This is a genomic window from Arthrobacter sp. A5 (assembly GCF_051131705.1).
Classification (GTDB): Bacteria; Actinomycetota; Actinomycetes; order Actinomycetales; family Micrococcaceae; genus Arthrobacter_M.
On record NZ_CP180316.1, the window covers coordinates 164437 to 179329 of the forward strand.

15 protein-coding genes are annotated in these 14893 nt (G+C 62.9%); 2 read left to right on the forward strand and 13 right to left on the reverse strand.

Annotation, left to right across the window (positions count from 1 at the left end; genetic code table 11):
- Positions 1 to 7: 7 nt before the first annotated feature.
- The gene (locus ACLLJI_RS00765; protein WP_434616768.1) at positions 8 to 1957 is read left to right on the forward strand and encodes a matrixin family metalloprotease; all 1950 of its coding nucleotides are present in this window, start codon (positions 8 to 10) and stop codon (positions 1955 to 1957) included.
- Between the two features lie 59 nt (positions 1958 to 2016).
- On the opposite strand, the gene ACLLJI_RS00770 is transcribed toward ACLLJI_RS00765, so the two are convergent.
- The 12 genes from ACLLJI_RS00770 to ACLLJI_RS00825 all read right to left on the reverse strand — a co-directional run bounded on the left by ACLLJI_RS00770 (position 2017) and on the right by ACLLJI_RS00825 (position 13159).
- A complete protein-coding gene (locus ACLLJI_RS00770) occupies positions 2017 to 2886 on the reverse strand; it encodes an HAD family hydrolase (RefSeq protein ID WP_434616771.1) in 870 nt (289 codons plus the stop codon).
- Positions 2883 to 4085, reverse strand: a complete 1203-nt coding sequence (locus ACLLJI_RS00775) for a cysteine protease StiP family protein (RefSeq protein WP_434616774.1) — start codon at positions 4083 to 4085, stop codon at positions 2883 to 2885. Before ACLLJI_RS00775 ends, ACLLJI_RS00770 begins: the two co-directional genes overlap by 4 nt.
- A complete protein-coding gene (locus tag ACLLJI_RS00780) occupies positions 4069 to 5670 on the reverse strand; it encodes a phosphoribosyltransferase domain-containing protein (protein ID WP_434616777.1) in 1602 nt (533 codons plus the stop codon). The genes ACLLJI_RS00775 and ACLLJI_RS00780 overlap by 17 nt, the downstream gene beginning before the upstream one ends.
- Before the next feature lie 23 nt (positions 5671 to 5693).
- Entirely contained in the window at positions 5694 to 7001 is a 1308-nt protein-coding gene (locus ACLLJI_RS00785) for an HpcH/HpaI aldolase/citrate lyase family protein (RefSeq protein WP_434616780.1), read from the reverse strand.
- A 6-nt stretch (positions 7002 to 7007) separates the two neighbouring features.
- Positions 7008 to 7760, reverse strand: a complete 753-nt coding sequence (locus tag ACLLJI_RS00790; RefSeq protein ID WP_283561483.1) for a hypothetical protein — start codon at positions 7758 to 7760, stop codon at positions 7008 to 7010.
- A gap of 3 nt (positions 7761 to 7763) precedes the next feature.
- Positions 7764 to 8315 carry a TerD family protein gene (locus ACLLJI_RS00795; protein ID WP_283561484.1) on the reverse strand — a complete coding sequence of 184 codons (552 nt, stop codon included), beginning with the start codon at positions 8313 to 8315 and terminating at the stop codon, positions 7764 to 7766.
- Entirely contained in the window at positions 8315 to 8842 is a 528-nt protein-coding gene (locus ACLLJI_RS00800) for a hypothetical protein (RefSeq protein WP_283561486.1), read from the reverse strand. The genes ACLLJI_RS00795 and ACLLJI_RS00800 overlap by 1 nt, the downstream gene beginning before the upstream one ends.
- Before the next feature lie 9 nt (positions 8843 to 8851).
- Positions 8852 to 10045, reverse strand: a complete 1194-nt coding sequence (locus ACLLJI_RS00805; RefSeq protein WP_283561487.1) for a toxic anion resistance protein — start codon at positions 10043 to 10045, stop codon at positions 8852 to 8854.
- 100 nt (positions 10046 to 10145) lie between these two features.
- On the reverse strand, positions 10146 to 10727 hold the full coding sequence (locus tag ACLLJI_RS00810; RefSeq protein ID WP_283561488.1) for a TerD family protein: 582 nt from the start codon (positions 10725 to 10727) through the stop codon (positions 10146 to 10148).
- Between the two features lie 95 nt (positions 10728 to 10822).
- Positions 10823 to 11404, reverse strand: coding sequence for a TerD family protein (locus tag ACLLJI_RS00815; RefSeq protein WP_283561489.1), 582 nt, complete (start codon positions 11402 to 11404; stop codon positions 10823 to 10825).
- A 27-nt stretch (positions 11405 to 11431) separates the two neighbouring features.
- Positions 11432 to 12022, reverse strand: coding sequence for a TerD family protein (locus ACLLJI_RS00820; RefSeq protein ID WP_283561490.1), 591 nt, complete (start codon positions 12020 to 12022; stop codon positions 11432 to 11434).
- 15 nt (positions 12023 to 12037) lie between these two features.
- Complete coding sequence (locus ACLLJI_RS00825) at positions 12038 to 13159, reverse strand: DUF475 domain-containing protein (protein WP_434616787.1); 1122 nt, start codon at positions 13157 to 13159, stop codon at positions 12038 to 12040.
- Between the two features lie 320 nt (positions 13160 to 13479).
- Between ACLLJI_RS00825 and ACLLJI_RS00830 the strand changes: the two genes are divergently transcribed.
- Positions 13480 to 14187 carry a hypothetical protein gene (locus ACLLJI_RS00830; protein ID WP_434616790.1) on the forward strand — a complete coding sequence of 236 codons (708 nt, stop codon included), beginning with the start codon at positions 13480 to 13482 and terminating at the stop codon, positions 14185 to 14187.
- Between the two features lie 177 nt (positions 14188 to 14364).
- Here the strand turns inward: ACLLJI_RS00830 and ACLLJI_RS00835 are convergent, their stop codons facing one another.
- Positions 14365 to 14727 (reverse strand): DUF5997 family protein, encoded by a 363-nt coding sequence (locus tag ACLLJI_RS00835; RefSeq protein ID WP_283561528.1) that lies wholly within the window; start codon positions 14725 to 14727, stop codon positions 14365 to 14367.
- Positions 14728 to 14893 lie beyond the last annotated feature (166 nt).

Here is a 14893-nt window from a genome sequence, read left to right on the forward strand (position 1 = left end):
CAATGACATGCCGGAGAATTCAGTTCAGCAGCCCATGGGATCCTATCTTCCCGTGGGGCTGGTCCGGACAGGGGACACAGGGCCGGATGTCCAGCGGACCTATAATTATCTCGAAAAATTCGGCTACCTGCCGAACGAACAACTGGCGCAACGATATCCAGGGTGGCAGCCGGCCGTGGCTCAGGCGCCAGCGGATCCTACCCATTTCGATTCCCGTCTTGAGGAAGCCGTTCGGTTGTATCAGCGCACCTACGGCCTTGCCGAAACCGGACAGGTGGACCAGCCAACACTGGCGCTGATGAAGCAACCACGGTGCGGTGTCCCGGACAACGTCAGTGTACTGGGCCAATTCGTGGTGGGCGGGACCAGATGGCCGGGACTGAACGTCACCTATTCCCACACGAATTTTTCCCCCGATCTGCCGGATGCCGACATCCGTTCAACAATCCGCGGAGCCTTTGACCGCTGGTCCGCGGCCGCGCCGCTGCATATCACCGAAAAGGCTGCCGGAAGTGGCGACGGAGACATCCGTGTCGGCTTTTATTCCGGCGACCACGGTGACGGGTATCCCTTTGACGGCGCGGGAACCACCGCCGGCAATGTTCTGGCTCATTGCTTCTACCCCCCAGGACCCGGAGACAACGGGATCGGCGGAGACTGTCACTTCGACGAGGCGGAGACCTGGAGCACAAACCTGCCCCCAGCGGGAACAGACCTGCCGACCGTTGCACTGCATGAGTTGGGCCACGGGCTGGGACTGAACCATTCGGACGTCAAGGATTCCGTGATGTATGCCTACTATGGCGGCCCGCGCAGAGAACTGACCAACGATGATATTGCCGGCATCCGATCGATTTACGGCGGGTATGACTGGTCCGGGGTCAATGACAACTGGGCTGCGCTCGGCGGCTTCTTCCCCGTGGGTGCGCCGGTGAGCGCTGTGTCCCGCTTTCCCGGCCAGCTGGACCTTTTCGTCGTGGGCAATGACGGACGGGTTTACACCTCCTGGTGGACCAGCGGCCAAAGCTGGTCCGGAGTGCAGGACAACTGGCGCCCGATTGGCGGGTTCTTCCCTCCGGGGGCTCCGGTTGCAGCGGTTTCCCGGACACCGAATAACCTGGATCTGTTTGTCTGCGGGAATGACGGTCGGGTGTACACCTCGTGGTGGTATGCGGGTGTGGATTGGTCCGGCGTGAACGATAATTGGCGCTCGATTGGCGGGTTCTTCCCCAACGGGGCTCATCTGTCAGCGGTTTCCCGGACACCGAATAACCTGGATCTGTTTGTCTGCGGGAATGACGGTCGGGTGTACACCTCGTGGTGGTATGCGGGTGTGGATTGGTCCGGCGTGAACGATAATTGGCGCTCGATTGGCGGGTTCTTCCCCAACGGGGCTCATCTGTCGGCGGTGGCCCGGACGGCGAATAATCTGGATCTGTTTGTCTGCGGGAATGACGGTCGGGTGTACACCTCGTGGTGGTATGCGGGTGTGGATTGGTCCGGCGTGAACGATAATTGGCGCTCGATTGGCGGGTTCTTCCCCAACGGTGCGCCGGTGGCGGCAGTGGCCCGCACGGGCAATAATCTGGATCTGTTTGTCTGCGGGAATGACGGTCGGGTGTACACCTCGTGGTGGTATGCGGGTGTGGATTGGTCCGGTGTGAACGATAATTGGCGCTCGATTGGCGGGTTCTTCCCCAACGGGGCTCATCTCTCGGCGGTGGCCAGGACCGGGAACAACCTGGATCTGTTTGTCTGCGGGAATGACGGTCGGGTGTACACCTCGTGGTGGTATGCGGGTGTGGATTGGTCCGGCGTGAACGATAATTGGCGCTCGATTGGCGGGTTCTTCCCCAACGGGGCTCCGCTGTCGGCAGTGGCCAGGACCGGGAACAATCTGGACGTATTTGTCTGCGGGAATGACGGCCGGATCTACACCTCCTGGTGGAGCGGGTAATCCGTTTGCCCTCCGCCGGCGCCCGGACAGGTTACCTGAGTCAGTGGCGCCGGATTCCGTCAGACCTGCTGGATCTGCCGGCCCTGCTGGATCTGCTGGCCCTGCTGGATCTGATGGACCAGGCGGCCCATCCGCAGCAGCAGCTCCTCGCCGGCCATGATGCCCCGCGCATTGGTAACCGTGAGGTTGGCACTGCGGTAGCCGCCGTCGTCCAACTCGCCGTGGGCGGGACGGAAGGAGATGCTGGCCTCCGCCAGCATCTGCTGGTCCAGTAACGAGTCACCGGCGGCAATCACGGTGCCCGCGCCGGTGCGCCGCCGCACCTCCGCCACGGCGCTGCTCTTCGTCACCGGCTGCGGCACGCAGTAGAGCTTGCGGCCCTGCAGCGACACCGTCCAGCCCAGCGCCATGCACTGCTGCTCCAGCCCGGCAACGAAGTCCTCTGGCATGGCCGCACGGTCAACAATCGCGTAGATGAACAGGTCCTCGGCATGGCGGAGTTTGAGGATCCATGGGGAAAACGCAGGATCGGCCAGCAGGGCCTCCACCGTCTGCAGCGGAGCGCAACGGGCTGCGCTGCGGCGGGCGATCGACGCGTGCCAGTGCGCATCCGGTTCGCCGTGATGAAGCAAAACGCCGCCGTTGGTGGTCACGGCATACTCCGGCTCCGGCCCGGGCAGCCGGACGCGCCGGTACTGGGCAGCGGTCCGCGTGGTCACTGGGACCACAGTCGCCGCCGACCTGAGCGCCAGCAGCAGTGTTTCGGCGGTGCGGGTCATGAAGGAGATCGGGACGCCCTGGTACAGCTCGACGACGACGATCGGCGGGGCCTGCTCGTCCGGCACGTCCAGCCAAAATGCTTTGGGCGAGTAGATCAGTGTGCGGTCAAGGTCGCAGGCCAAGAGCACCGGGAGGGGTCCGCCGGTCACAGCGTGGCCGCGACTGCACGGCCGTCGGCACCGGTGGCGCCCTTCGTGAACAGCGGGTGGATCAGTCCCACACAGCTGTAGGCGAGGTCCGGGACTTCCACCACCTGCACGCCGCGCTGTTCGGCCAGCAGCAGCACGTGTGTCACCTCGGCTCTGGCCTCGGGTCGGATCAGTATTTTCCAGGGCACCCGGCGCAGCAGTACGCGCGTGGTCTCGCCAACACCGGGCTTTACCAGGTTGACGTTGTTGATGCCGTAGTCGCGGCTGATGTCCTCGACGGCTTTCCAGCCGGCCCAGTTGGGCGCCCGTTCCTGCGATGCTTGGGCAGCGGCGAGCTTCGTAGCACGGTCCACGGCGGACAGGACAGCGCCGAAGTGGCCGCACACGGTATCCAGGAACTGCCCCGAGACGTCGCTGCCACGCAGACCGGCGTAGAACTTTGCGCCATGGAAATCTCCCGGGCCGATCAGCCGGCGGTTGAACACAGTGCGGGAGACGAGGCCGGAGACTGTTGAATTCAGGCAGGCCGAGGGAATGAGGTAGTCCTCGCGCGTGCCGTACAGGCCGACGCAGTGTCCCGGGTCCGCCAGCACGGCCAGGTCGTCGTTGAAGGTGACCCCGTCGGTCTGCTCAAAGCGCTGGAGGGCGATGGAGAGCTCGCGGGCAATCGCGCCCTTCCCGGTCCATCCGTCAACGAAGATAATCCTGGCCGGGTCGTAGTGCGCGGCCAAGTAGCGCAGGGCGTTTTCGTCAGCCCCCACGCCGCGCACGATGCTCATCGTGTAGTGCGGCACCTCGATGCCGCGGATTTCCCGGGCCCAGCGCCGCATCAGGATTCCCACCGGTGTACCGGCGCGGGCCAGCGACACCAGGACCGGCTGCTGTTCCCGGGCGGCCAGCAGCAGATCCGTCACTGTGCCCACTGCCTCCGCGATCCGCCGGCCCGAGCGCTGCAGGGCGTCGCGGTAGAGCTGCTGATATTCGGCGCTCGGGGTGTATTCAACCGGCAGGGATTCGGCATAATTGGCTGCCCCGCTCTGGATGGCCTGCTCCCGTTCGCCGGTGGGCGCTTCCAGCCTGGCATCACCGAGGTCCGTCAGCAGCCAGCGGACGTCCTCGGCCGGGTAGGAGCCAAAGTCCGGTCCGGAAAGCGGGACGGGCAGTTCCTGCTGGCCGGTCGGATCAGTTGTGCGGGGCATGGGGTCCTTGTCTGAAATTGCTGGCCGCGGTGGCGGGGGATGCTGCAGGAAGGAGTACGACGACGACGTCACGGCAAAGAGCGCTCAGCGCCTCGGTGATGCTCCCGGTTCCGGAAAGCACAGCCGGATCGGTCCCGGGCTCGGGCATCAGGATGATGCTACCGAAGCGGAGTCCATCTCGGGACAGGTTGTAGGCAAACCGGGGTCCGGGGCCATCTTCGGTCTGGTCATGGCTGCCGAAGCCGATGGAGCTGGCGATGGCATAGTCCGGCCGGTCGAGTGCCACGATCGGGGAGCGGGTGGTGGTGGAAAACTTCACCGGGAAGTGCTCGTCAAGCGCGTCGGCCACCGCGAGGGGCAGCGAAATGAACTCCTCGGTGCCCAAGACCAAAATCCCCTCCTGCAGCCACGTCTGAAGATCCCGCTGCGCTGTGGTGTCCATCTGGGCCATTTTCGCTACGCCCGTGCGCTGCGCGACGTCGGCACGGATATGCGCCGTAATCGCCGCCACGGCCGGCAGGGCAATGCTGGCCGTGGCGGGCGGCTCATTGCCGAACCTGTCGCTGCGGATAGGAGCGATTTCGGTCGTGCCGATGCTTAAGAACGAGATGGAGCCCTGGCGTTCGGCCACTTCCTTCCCGGTAGTCATGGCAGCCACCGGGGCCGGCAGGGCGGCGATGAATTCCCGGGAGCGGGCCAGAATGTCCGCACTCAGGCTGATCCGCCCGCTGCTCAATGCGGCCACCCGAATCGTCGCACCAAGCGCAGCGGACAGCTCGTCGAAGCGCTCGCGGTCCCCGGTTGTGCGCAGATCCACCAGCGCTGCAACAATATATTCCCTTTGTGGCATAAGCCCGTGCAGTTCGCGGATGGTGTTGATGATCGTCGAGCCAGTGCTGAGCTCGTCGTCGACCAGGACAACGATGCCGCCAGGGCGCAGCCACCGGTCATCGGTGGGCAGCAGCCGGTGCGAGGTCGCGTGCGAATGGCCTTCCTCGAAGGCTGCAACCGAGTGGGATCCGGCGGCCAAGTGACGGGTGGTGTGGATGTAGTAGGAACCGATGCCCTCCGCGACCAGCCGGCCCAGGCCGGTCGCCGTCTCGGCGTAACCAATCGTGACCACGTCCGGATGGTTCGCCGCCAGCGCGGCGAGGGTTTCCCGCAGTTCCCGCAGCGCTGGCTTTTCCCGCGGCGCTGGCTTTTCCCGCGGCGCTGGCTTTTCCCGCGGCGGACCGGCTGCGCCGTCGTCGGTTCTCCTGCCGGTCAAGGTGTCGCCGTTGGTGTCGCCTGTGGCGGGTATTTCGCCGTCAGCGGACCGCAGTGCGGCCGCTAAAGCTTCCGCCGCGCTCCGTAGCGCCGGGCCGTGCTCCGCAGGGCCCGCGAGCCGCTCCGCCACCATCGCCCCGAGCAGCATGCCGGCCGCGATGGCCAGGGAAGGGACGGTGGGCACATGCTTGGCCAGGACCCGGGACACCAGCAGATGGGCACGCTTCGGATTCCGGCGCAGGGCAAGCCCCACCAGATCCTTCACTTCCATCAGGCTCCCCCCGGCGGACTCAATCCGGACGCCAAGCTCCTGCTGCACGCAATCGCCCGTCCAGACCGGCGTCAATTCATCCCCGCTTCCAGGAAGTCGACAAAGGTGACGTCCGGTGCGGCGACGCCGAAGGCCGCTGCGCGGAGCAGGGTCCGCTGGGCCCAGGCCTGATGTGGCTTCATCTCATTCATCTTGTTTCCGTAGGGCGAGGCTGCCGCGCCACCGCCGCTGTTGCCCACGATCTCGCCGGCATCGAGAAACTCCTCATGACTAATCACGGAGAGCGCGTGCACCAGCGGCACGTGGCTTGGATGGATGACCGTTTTCCCGAGCAGACCGTTGGCCTGATCCAAGGCGATCTCGCGCATCAGCCCGTCCAGGTTTGCCACCAGAATGCGCTGCCGCAGCTCCACATCGTCGGACTCCGCGAACGGCGTGGCCCGCAGCAGTGGCCGGAGCAGCCTTTCGGTGTTGGCATAGTGTTCCCAAACAGGGCCGGAGATGACAAAACCGTCCTCCCGGCGGCCCAGCACATTGACAATATCGGCGATCATCGAGGCCACGACCTTGACGTCGTAAATGGTCAGGTCTCTCGATCTGCGCAGTCCGAACGCGCTGGACATGTCTGTCGCGCCAAGCCGGACCGCCAGGATATCCTCGCGGTGCGCCTGCAGGACGGAGTGGATGTTCGCCAGCGCCGCGGAGCGGGTCTCGCGGTGGATCATCACAGGAGATTCCAATATGGGCATGATCCGCAGCCGCCGCGCCGTCCCCGGTGCCCCTGTGTGTGTCGCCGGCAGTACTATTGCCTGCGCTTGGGCATGGACGGCGTGAACCCGGTGCAGCGCGTCCAGGAAATGTTGTGCCCGGCCCGTCTCGTTTTCAAATTTCGGGATGACGAAGCCAGCCAAAACGTCCAGGGACGGGCCGCAGCGCTGCGCCAGCCGCACCATCTGCTCCGGCGTGCGCACCCTAATGAAGAGCATCGGCCGGTCCGCCCCGGAAACCGCGTGCTCCGCCCCGGGACCCGCGTGCTCCGCCCCGGGGCCCGCGTGCTCCGCCCCGGGGCCCGAATGCTCCGGCGCACCAGCAGTGGAGTCCTGACGGAGGAGCTCCAAGGTGCGGACCACGTTGTCTTCGGCCGCGTCCACCACATTGTCCGCGATGGAGTCTTCGAGGCAAAGAACCATGCTCAGGCAGCCTCGGGCTGCCTGCTTCGCAACATCCTCGGCTAACTGCGGCCGGTCCGCCGGCGCGTAAAGGGTGGCGCCCAGCGCGACGGCCAGAAGGTTCGGGTCGGAATCCAGCGTCAGCGTCTGCGGTCGGGCAAAAAAGAGACGCGACGCCTGACGTTCGCTGAGGAAATTAAAATGGTGCATGAAGGGTTATCTGCCCCTGTTCCCTTGAAGGGTGACTCGGCGGGTCATGCTGAAACCGAATTCCTGCCAGATGTCCTGGTCAGTTATTCCGGCTGGTACCGGTTCGGCCCGCATTTCGAGCAGGTTATCCACCCGAAGCAAGGAGAGGATGAACATCCGGTTACCGTCGCGCGGTGGCAAGGTGAAACTGGCGCCGTCGAAAATCTGCGCGCCCAGGGTCGCGGGTCCGCGGCCGATGAAGAGCGCGCGCCGCAGTTCCCGGACGTGCCGCAGGGTTACCACGGCGTCCCGGCCCGCATAGCCGACCAGCGACCGGTTGCCGGAGGTTTCAACGGGGGTGCCGGCGAAGTGGCCATCGGCCGTAAGGGCACCCGTAATATGCGTGGAGCTTTCCCATGTTACGGCCGACGCCCCAGTGACGATGAGTGTTCCGATGGCGGACTGCCGGCCGTTGAGCCGGAGCATGGGCACTTGGAGGTTCAGTTCCGTGACCTCACCGATGCCAGGGGCGGGAAAGGGCTGGGTTTGAACGGAGGTAGGCCGGCCGCCGGCAGGACGCGCGGGTACCGCGCGGCTGAGACTGAGGCCAGCGCCGCCGGAGGCGGCTGCCGGCAGGCTCTGGCCGGCAGCCGCCGTGCTCTGGTCAGCCGCCGTCGTGCTCTGGTCAGCCGGACTAAGCTGCACCGCAGCGGGCACGGCTTTGATCCGGCGCCGCAGGTACCCGATGTCCGTGCGGACGGGTGAAGATTTCGCTGGCATCGGCTAGACGTCCACCCGGAAGTCTTTGGCCACGCCTGCCAGTCCGGTGGTGTAACCCTGGCCCAGCGCACGGAACTTCCAGTCTTCGCGGTGTCGGTAAAGTTCACCGAACATCATCGCGTTGATGTTGTCGTTGCTGCTGAGCGGGACCTCGAACCGGACCAGTTCGCGGTTCTCCACGGTGGCAACCCGGATATAGGCAGAGCGGACGGCGGAGAAGGTGCCGGGGCCCCGGACGTCGGGGTCCACATAAACGATGAAGGCGATCTTCGCGACCTCGGCCGGTACCAGGGCCAGATCGACGTCGATCTGTTCCTGATCGTCTTCGCCGGCGAAGCTGACCGATCCGTCCGCACTGACCAGTTGATTGAAAAACACGAGGTACTCCCCGGAAAGTGCACTGCCGGCATCATTGCACATGACCGCCATCGGTACGAGCTCCGCAACCGGCCCGCGGCTGGGGACGGTATCCCACCCGAGTCCGACCAGCACCTTGCTCAGCCCACGGTTTTCCGCTGTGAGGGCCGCGTTGGCCCCGGGAACCAGGTTTGCCACTATTGACCGTCCAACCGCAGGGACGGCTCGGCGAACTTGTCGGCGAGGAACCGGCCGTGCGTGGACAGCTCGGCGAAGGCACCGGTGCGGATCTGATTGAGCAGGTCCTTTATCGTCGCCTCCAGCGTGGTCAGCTGCTCAACAAAGAGTCCGGTGGCCCGGGAATGCTCCGCCCGGTCCGTGTCCGTCATGGCCAGATAGGCCCGGAGCGGGGTGGGGATGTAGTCGGAGATCATGGCGTCCAGCAGAACCCGCTGCTCGGTGGACGCGTTCTGCGCGGCGACCACTTCTATCACGGTGCGAAGCAGATCATCAATCTGCCGCAGTTGGGAGGACAGCAATGGCGGCAGGACGGCCCCGGCGCGGCGGATATCCGTCCGCAACTGATCCAGTGAACGCGCCGTGCGAGCGTCGTCGGCCTCCACCTCGCTCTGCCGGCTCTCCGGAACAACCCCCGCCGCCGCGGGAGGATTCTTGAAGAGAGAACCAACGAATTTCCCTATCACCGTTCCACCACCTGTTGTCATCCCCGCGGTTTAGCCCCTCTGGTTTTGCTGCGAGCGTTCCAGATAGGGTTTGGCCTTCTCTAGACCGGTCTCGAGAGCGGATACCGTGCCTTCCATGTTTTTGGCGGCTGTGGCCCGGAAGGTATCGATCGCGTCCATGGTGGCAAAGACGTTGTCGAATGCCTTTTGCAGTGTTTCCACGCTGACGCCGGAGCTGGAAGCCTGCTCATGGATCCGGACCGTCTGATCCTTGAGCATCTCGCTGGTCTTGAGGATCATGTTGTTGGTGGTGGTGTTGATCGCGTCGATCTGGTCCAGCACCATCTTCTGATTGGCCAAGGCCTGTGCGACGATGACGGCCGTGCGCAGCGCCGCAATGGTCGTGGTGCGGGCGCGGTCCACTCCCTTGATAAGTTCCAAGTTGTTCTTGCGGATCAGATCCATCGCCAGATAACCCTGTACGGACACAGCGAGCTGAGTCAGGATGTCCTGGTGGCGTTGCCGGATCGGGAACAGCACGTCCGCCTCGAGCTTCTGAGCCTCCTCGATCTGACCCTTTGCGCGGGTGGCATCGATTTTTTCCACGCAGGCAGCATCGAGGGCCTTGGCAAACACCGCGTACTCGCTCAGCGACTGCATGGTTTCCCAGAGCTGGATCTTCTCGCCGGCCAACGCCGCATTGTCCTTGAGCAGCTCATCCTGGCCGGACATCAGGGCCTTGATGATATGGTCCAGCTGTGTCTGGGCTGACTCGTACTTCTGGAAGTACTTGGCCATTTTGTTTCCACCGGGGATGAAGCCGAGAATCTTTCGCCCCACGCTCAGATCGGCCTGATTAGGGGTCAGGTCCTCCACCGTGGAGCGCAGCTCACCAAGGGTGCCGGCGACTGCCACCTGCGCGTTGTTGCCGCTGCGCTTTGCCCCGGCGACTGAGGTGGAGGAGCGTTCCAGCATGCGGGTGGAGTACCCGCTGGACTGCGTCATCTCCGAACCAGCGAGCTTGGAGATGCCCTCCACTTTCGTGGTGAACTCGGGGCTGCGCGGGTCAAGTTCGGCAAGCTCGGAGACAAACTCCTTGGCCTGCCGATGGATTTCAACCTGGCGTTCCTGCGGCACTGGAACCATGCCCGGAGCGTCGTCGGGCTCAACAATGGCCGGCGCGTCCGGGGCGCGCAACACCAGTGCCGTGTCCATAGTGTCGGGGGGAGTCAACGGAGAAGTCATATGTCTGGCCAGCCTGTTCTTCTGGTAGCTGCGGGGCCGTGCTCTGCCTTACCGGCAGCGGACAGCCCCGCGTGATTACAGCATGGGGTTAGGGCAAAATCTAGCCCAGAACCACGCCAAAGTCATTGGCAATCCCGGCAAGGCCTGTGGCGTAGCCCTGCCCGACTGCCTTGAACTTCCAGTCCGAGCCGTTGCGGTAAATCTCGGCAAAGACCATGGAGGTCTCCGGAGCGGCGTCCTCGCTCAGATCGAAGCGGACGATTTCCTGATCGTTGCTCTGGTTCACAACGCGGCAGTAAGCACTTCGGACCTGGCCGAAGTTCTGCCGACGTTCCTCGGCCTTGTCGATCGAGACCACGATAACCACGCGCTCGACGTCGGCAGCCACCAGCGTCAGATCAATGGCTATCTGTTCGTCGTCGCCCGCTCCCTCGCCGGACCGGTTGTCTCCCTTGTGGATGACCGACCCGTCTTTGGCCTGCGGCTGATTGTAGAAGACGAAGTCATCGGAGGACCTGACCTTCCCGTCCGCACCTACCAGCAACGCTGAGGCGTCCAGGTCAAAGGCCTCACCGCTGGTGGTGCGCGGGTCCCAGCCGAGCCCGACCACTGCCTGCGCTAGTCCGGGATCGGCTTTGGTCAGGGAAAGGTTGTTTCCTTTTTCAAGCGTCAGTCCTGCCATGAGAACACTCCTATGGATAGATATTGCAGATTGCGGGGACTACAAGGTGCATGAATTATCGGTGGATGGGGGAGACCAGCGGATTGCCGGTCTCCTTAGTCCAGTGAAATCCCAAAATCGGTGGCTATGCCGCGAAGGCCGGTGGCATAGCCCTGGCCCACGGCCCGGAACTTCCACTCCGCACCATTGCGATAGATCTCCGCAAAGATCATGGAGGTTTCGGCAGCAGCATCTTCACTGAGGTCGTAGCGGACGACCTCCTGATCCGAATCCTGGTTTACCACGCGGCAGAATGCGTCGCGCACCTGGCCGAAATTCTGCCGGCGCGCTTCGGCCTCGTCGATGGAGACGACAATGACAACCCGCTCCACATCCGCGGCGAGGATGCTCAGATCGATCAGGATCTGCTCGTCATCGCCTTCTCCCGCACCGGTGCGGTTGTCGCCCTGATGCACCACCGAGCCGTCCTTGGCCTGCAGCTGGTTGTAAAAGATGAAATCATCCTGCGAGCGGACCTTGCCGTTGGAACCGATCAGCAGCGCGGAGGCGTCCAGATCGAAGGCCTCACCGGCCGTGGTGCGGGGATCCCAACCCAGACCGACCATTGCCCGTTTCAGCCCGGGATCGGTCTTCGTCAGCGAGAGGTTACTGCCCTTGGAAAGAGTCAGGCCTGCCATGATGAAAATTCCTTCCTGTTCAGACGTTTAGAGATAACGCGCCGCAGGGGCGACGAGGTCCTGGACCGTGCGGCCCTGGGCGCGCTCGCCGACCGCCTTGAACTGCCAGCCCGTGCCCTCCCGGGAAACCTTGGACATGATCATGGCGGTATGGGTGCCGGAATCGGTCAACTGGTACCGGGCTACCTCCGGAGAGCCGGCAGTGGAATCATCAACGAGACGACAGAACGCATTTTCCACCAGGTCGAAGGTCTGCTGGCTATAGCTGCTGATTACAAAGACGATTTGACTCACCGATGGTGAGACTTTAGACAGGTCCACCAGGATCGTCTCATCGTCCCCTTCGCCGGCGCCGGTGAGATTATCACCGGTGTGCTGGGTGGAACCGTCCTTGCTGGCCAGCTGGTTGAACCAGACCACGTCAATGGCCTTGCCGGAGGCGTCAAAGAAGATGGCGGAGGCATCCAGATCGATTTCGGTTGCCTTGGCACGTCCAAAAATGCCGCGTTTAACCGGGGCCGCGGAGTCCCAGCCCAGTCCCATGCGGACCCTTGTCAGCGCGCCGCCGTCTTTTTTGGTCAGTGATAGCGACTGACCCTTCTGCAGGCTCAAACCCATGATTTAGTCTCCTCATTAATTGCTTACGTGGACTTCTTTCAAGTTTTCCCGACCGGTCAGCCGCTTGTTCCGCCGGATGGAAGAAAGGAATGCGGCGAGGATGAAGACGACGCCGATCAACCCGGTGACGACTTCATTGATCTCCGTGCCGATCGTGATCAGTAAAATCACGGAGAGGGCGCCGATGGCCCAATGCGCTCCGTGGTCAAGGTAGACAAATTCATCCAGCGTGCCCTGCCGGACCAAATATACGGTCAAGGAGCGCACGAAGATCGCGCCGATCAGGCCAAGGCCCAGTGCGATGATAATCGGGTCTGAGGTGATCGCGAACGCACCGATGACGCCGTCGAAGGAAAACGAAGCGTCGATCACTTCGAGGTATAGGAAGAGCAGGAACGCAGCCCGGCCTATGGCCTTGCCGGCGCCGCCCTTGGGATGCGCGATCTTCTCCGCTTTCGTGGCTACCTCTTCGGGATCGATCTCGCCGTCGTCGTCCTCGTCGTCGACCTCAAAAAGGGCGCCGAGCCCGGTGACCAGGAAGTACGTGACCATGCCGAGGATGCCCGAGATCAGTACCTGACCCTGTTTGTCGCCGGCGAACTGGGCAGCGATGACCAGGCCAACGAGCCCGACGACGAGGGAGGCTCCGTTGAGCTTGCCGATCAAGGCCAGCGGCTTCTCCAGGAACGTCAGCCAGCGGATGTCACGATCCTCGAACATGAAATCAAGGAAGAGCATGAGCAGGAAGATCCCACCGAAGGCAGCGATCTGCGGGTGCGCGTCATGCAGCAGGTAGGCGTAGCTGCCGGGAGTGTGAATGTCGCCCTTCTGCAGCGCCAGATCGATCGCTTCGATTGGGTTCAGCTTGGCCGTGACGCCGACGATCAGCAGTGGGAAGAGGATGCGCATACCGAGGACGGCGATCAGGATGCCGACGGTGAGGAAGATTTTCTGCCAGAAGTCGCTCATTTTCTCGAGGATGCGGGCATTGACCACCGCATTGTCGAAGCTGAGACTAATTTCCAGCACGCCGAGGATCGCGCACAAAACGACGGCGCTGGGGCCGCCGTATATGAAGGCGAGGATCAGTGCGGCGACCGTGATCACCATCGACCAGCCGAATGTCTTGACGAACACGCTTTGTCGGGGCTCCTTAGAGTGTTGAGTCTGTACCAGCGTGCCAGGCAGCTGGGGATGCTACTGTCCTAGGGCTAAACTCCCCCAGAATCCACCTACAACAGTAGCAATGCCGGAGCTCACAAGTACTGTTCGGGAGCCAGTTATTCCGCGGGCGGAATTCGTCTGGTCAGCTCTTCGGTGGCGGGGTGCCGAACTCGGCAATCTGGGAGGAAGCGTTGCGGGCCAGTGCATGCTGAGCTGAATTGAAAATTGGTGCGCGGCTCAAGGTTCGATCCGACCTTTGTGAACTGGGATGGAAACGGTGTGGGGAATTTTACGTGGATTACCAGAACAATCTGGATTCCAAAGCGCAAGCCAGGCTCGAAGCGCTGGCGGCTTGGGCGGAAGTGGCAGCCAGCCGGGACATGCAGTCCCGAAGCTCGCCGATCTTCAGGCTATGTCAATTGCGAAAGCGCCGACATCGCCGGAGCCGACCGGCTGATGCTGGAGCCCTGGCTTCCTACAATGCAATGGCTACTGAAGCAGGCAGCTTTTGGGTATTGCGGCCGCACCTTGAGCTTCCGGATGAGTTGGCCGCTCCATTGATATCGCCAACTCAAAGTATTAAGCTGCCCGATGTCGCCTCCCTACAGTTGAAGCCAGTCGTGGAAGTCACTCCGGCGGAAGTCGTTGCGACCCATGCGGATCCGTCGATCGGTGCGGCCGCCGCGAAAGAAGCGTCGGTGACGCTTGTGGCCAAGATTAAGTCACCAGCTGGCGCTAAGGAGCCAAAATGGGAATCGGATGCTCGGGCGCAGGTGCGATTGGCCGTCCGCCGCTTTGCGAAGCCTCTTCAAGATCTGGTGGCCAGAGATGCGAATGAAGGCGACACGCGCCTCCTGATCACGGACATGCTCTGCGAGAGACTTGGCTACGACAAATTCCGGGACCTAACGACGGAATACATGGTTAAGCAGGACTACTCGCCGGTTACGGTGTCCGAATCGACAAGCAACTTGTCGCCTTCATCGAGGTCAAACGCGTAAGCCAAAAACTAAATGAGAGTCATCTTCACCAAGTTCAAATGTATGCAGTCAACGAGGGCATCGGGTGCATACGATTTGCAAAGAGGTAAAACGATACACCGGAATTACGACGACGGTTTAGACGTTGGCGGCTGAAATCGTCGATCCCAAGCTTTGATCAGAACCTGATTTCAGCGGTCAGCTCTTGGGCCGACGCTTGGCCTCTCGGTCCTTCGCCAGTTTGGCTTCCGCGCGTGCCTTCGCGTGCACCGTGCGCTCGGTGACCAGCCACTTCGGCGGGGCCTGCAGCAGCGCGGTGATCTCCGCCGTCGTCAGCGGCTCGGTGATCTCCGATCGGTTGAGCCCGCCGACAGAGATATTGAGCTTTTGCGCCACGACGGGTCGCGGGTGCGGCCCGGTACGTCGCAGTTCCTCAAGCCATACCGGCGGATTCTCCTGCAACGCCTTGAAATCTCCACGGGAGATAGCGTTGTCCCGGAACTCGGCAGGCGCGGCCGGCAGATAGATGCCCAGTTTCTTGGCAGCTGTTTCGGGCTTCATGGACTGGGCGGAAGGTTCAGAACTCATGCCTTAAGAGTACGGGGGGTATTCAGCAGCGGTAGCACTCGGCCTGGTGCGCCTCGGGGGAGCAGACCAAGGGCGATGTTCGTGGGGTGCTCCATCGGCTCGCACAGCCGTCTCGGGTTGGTTGAAATCCGCGCCTGAG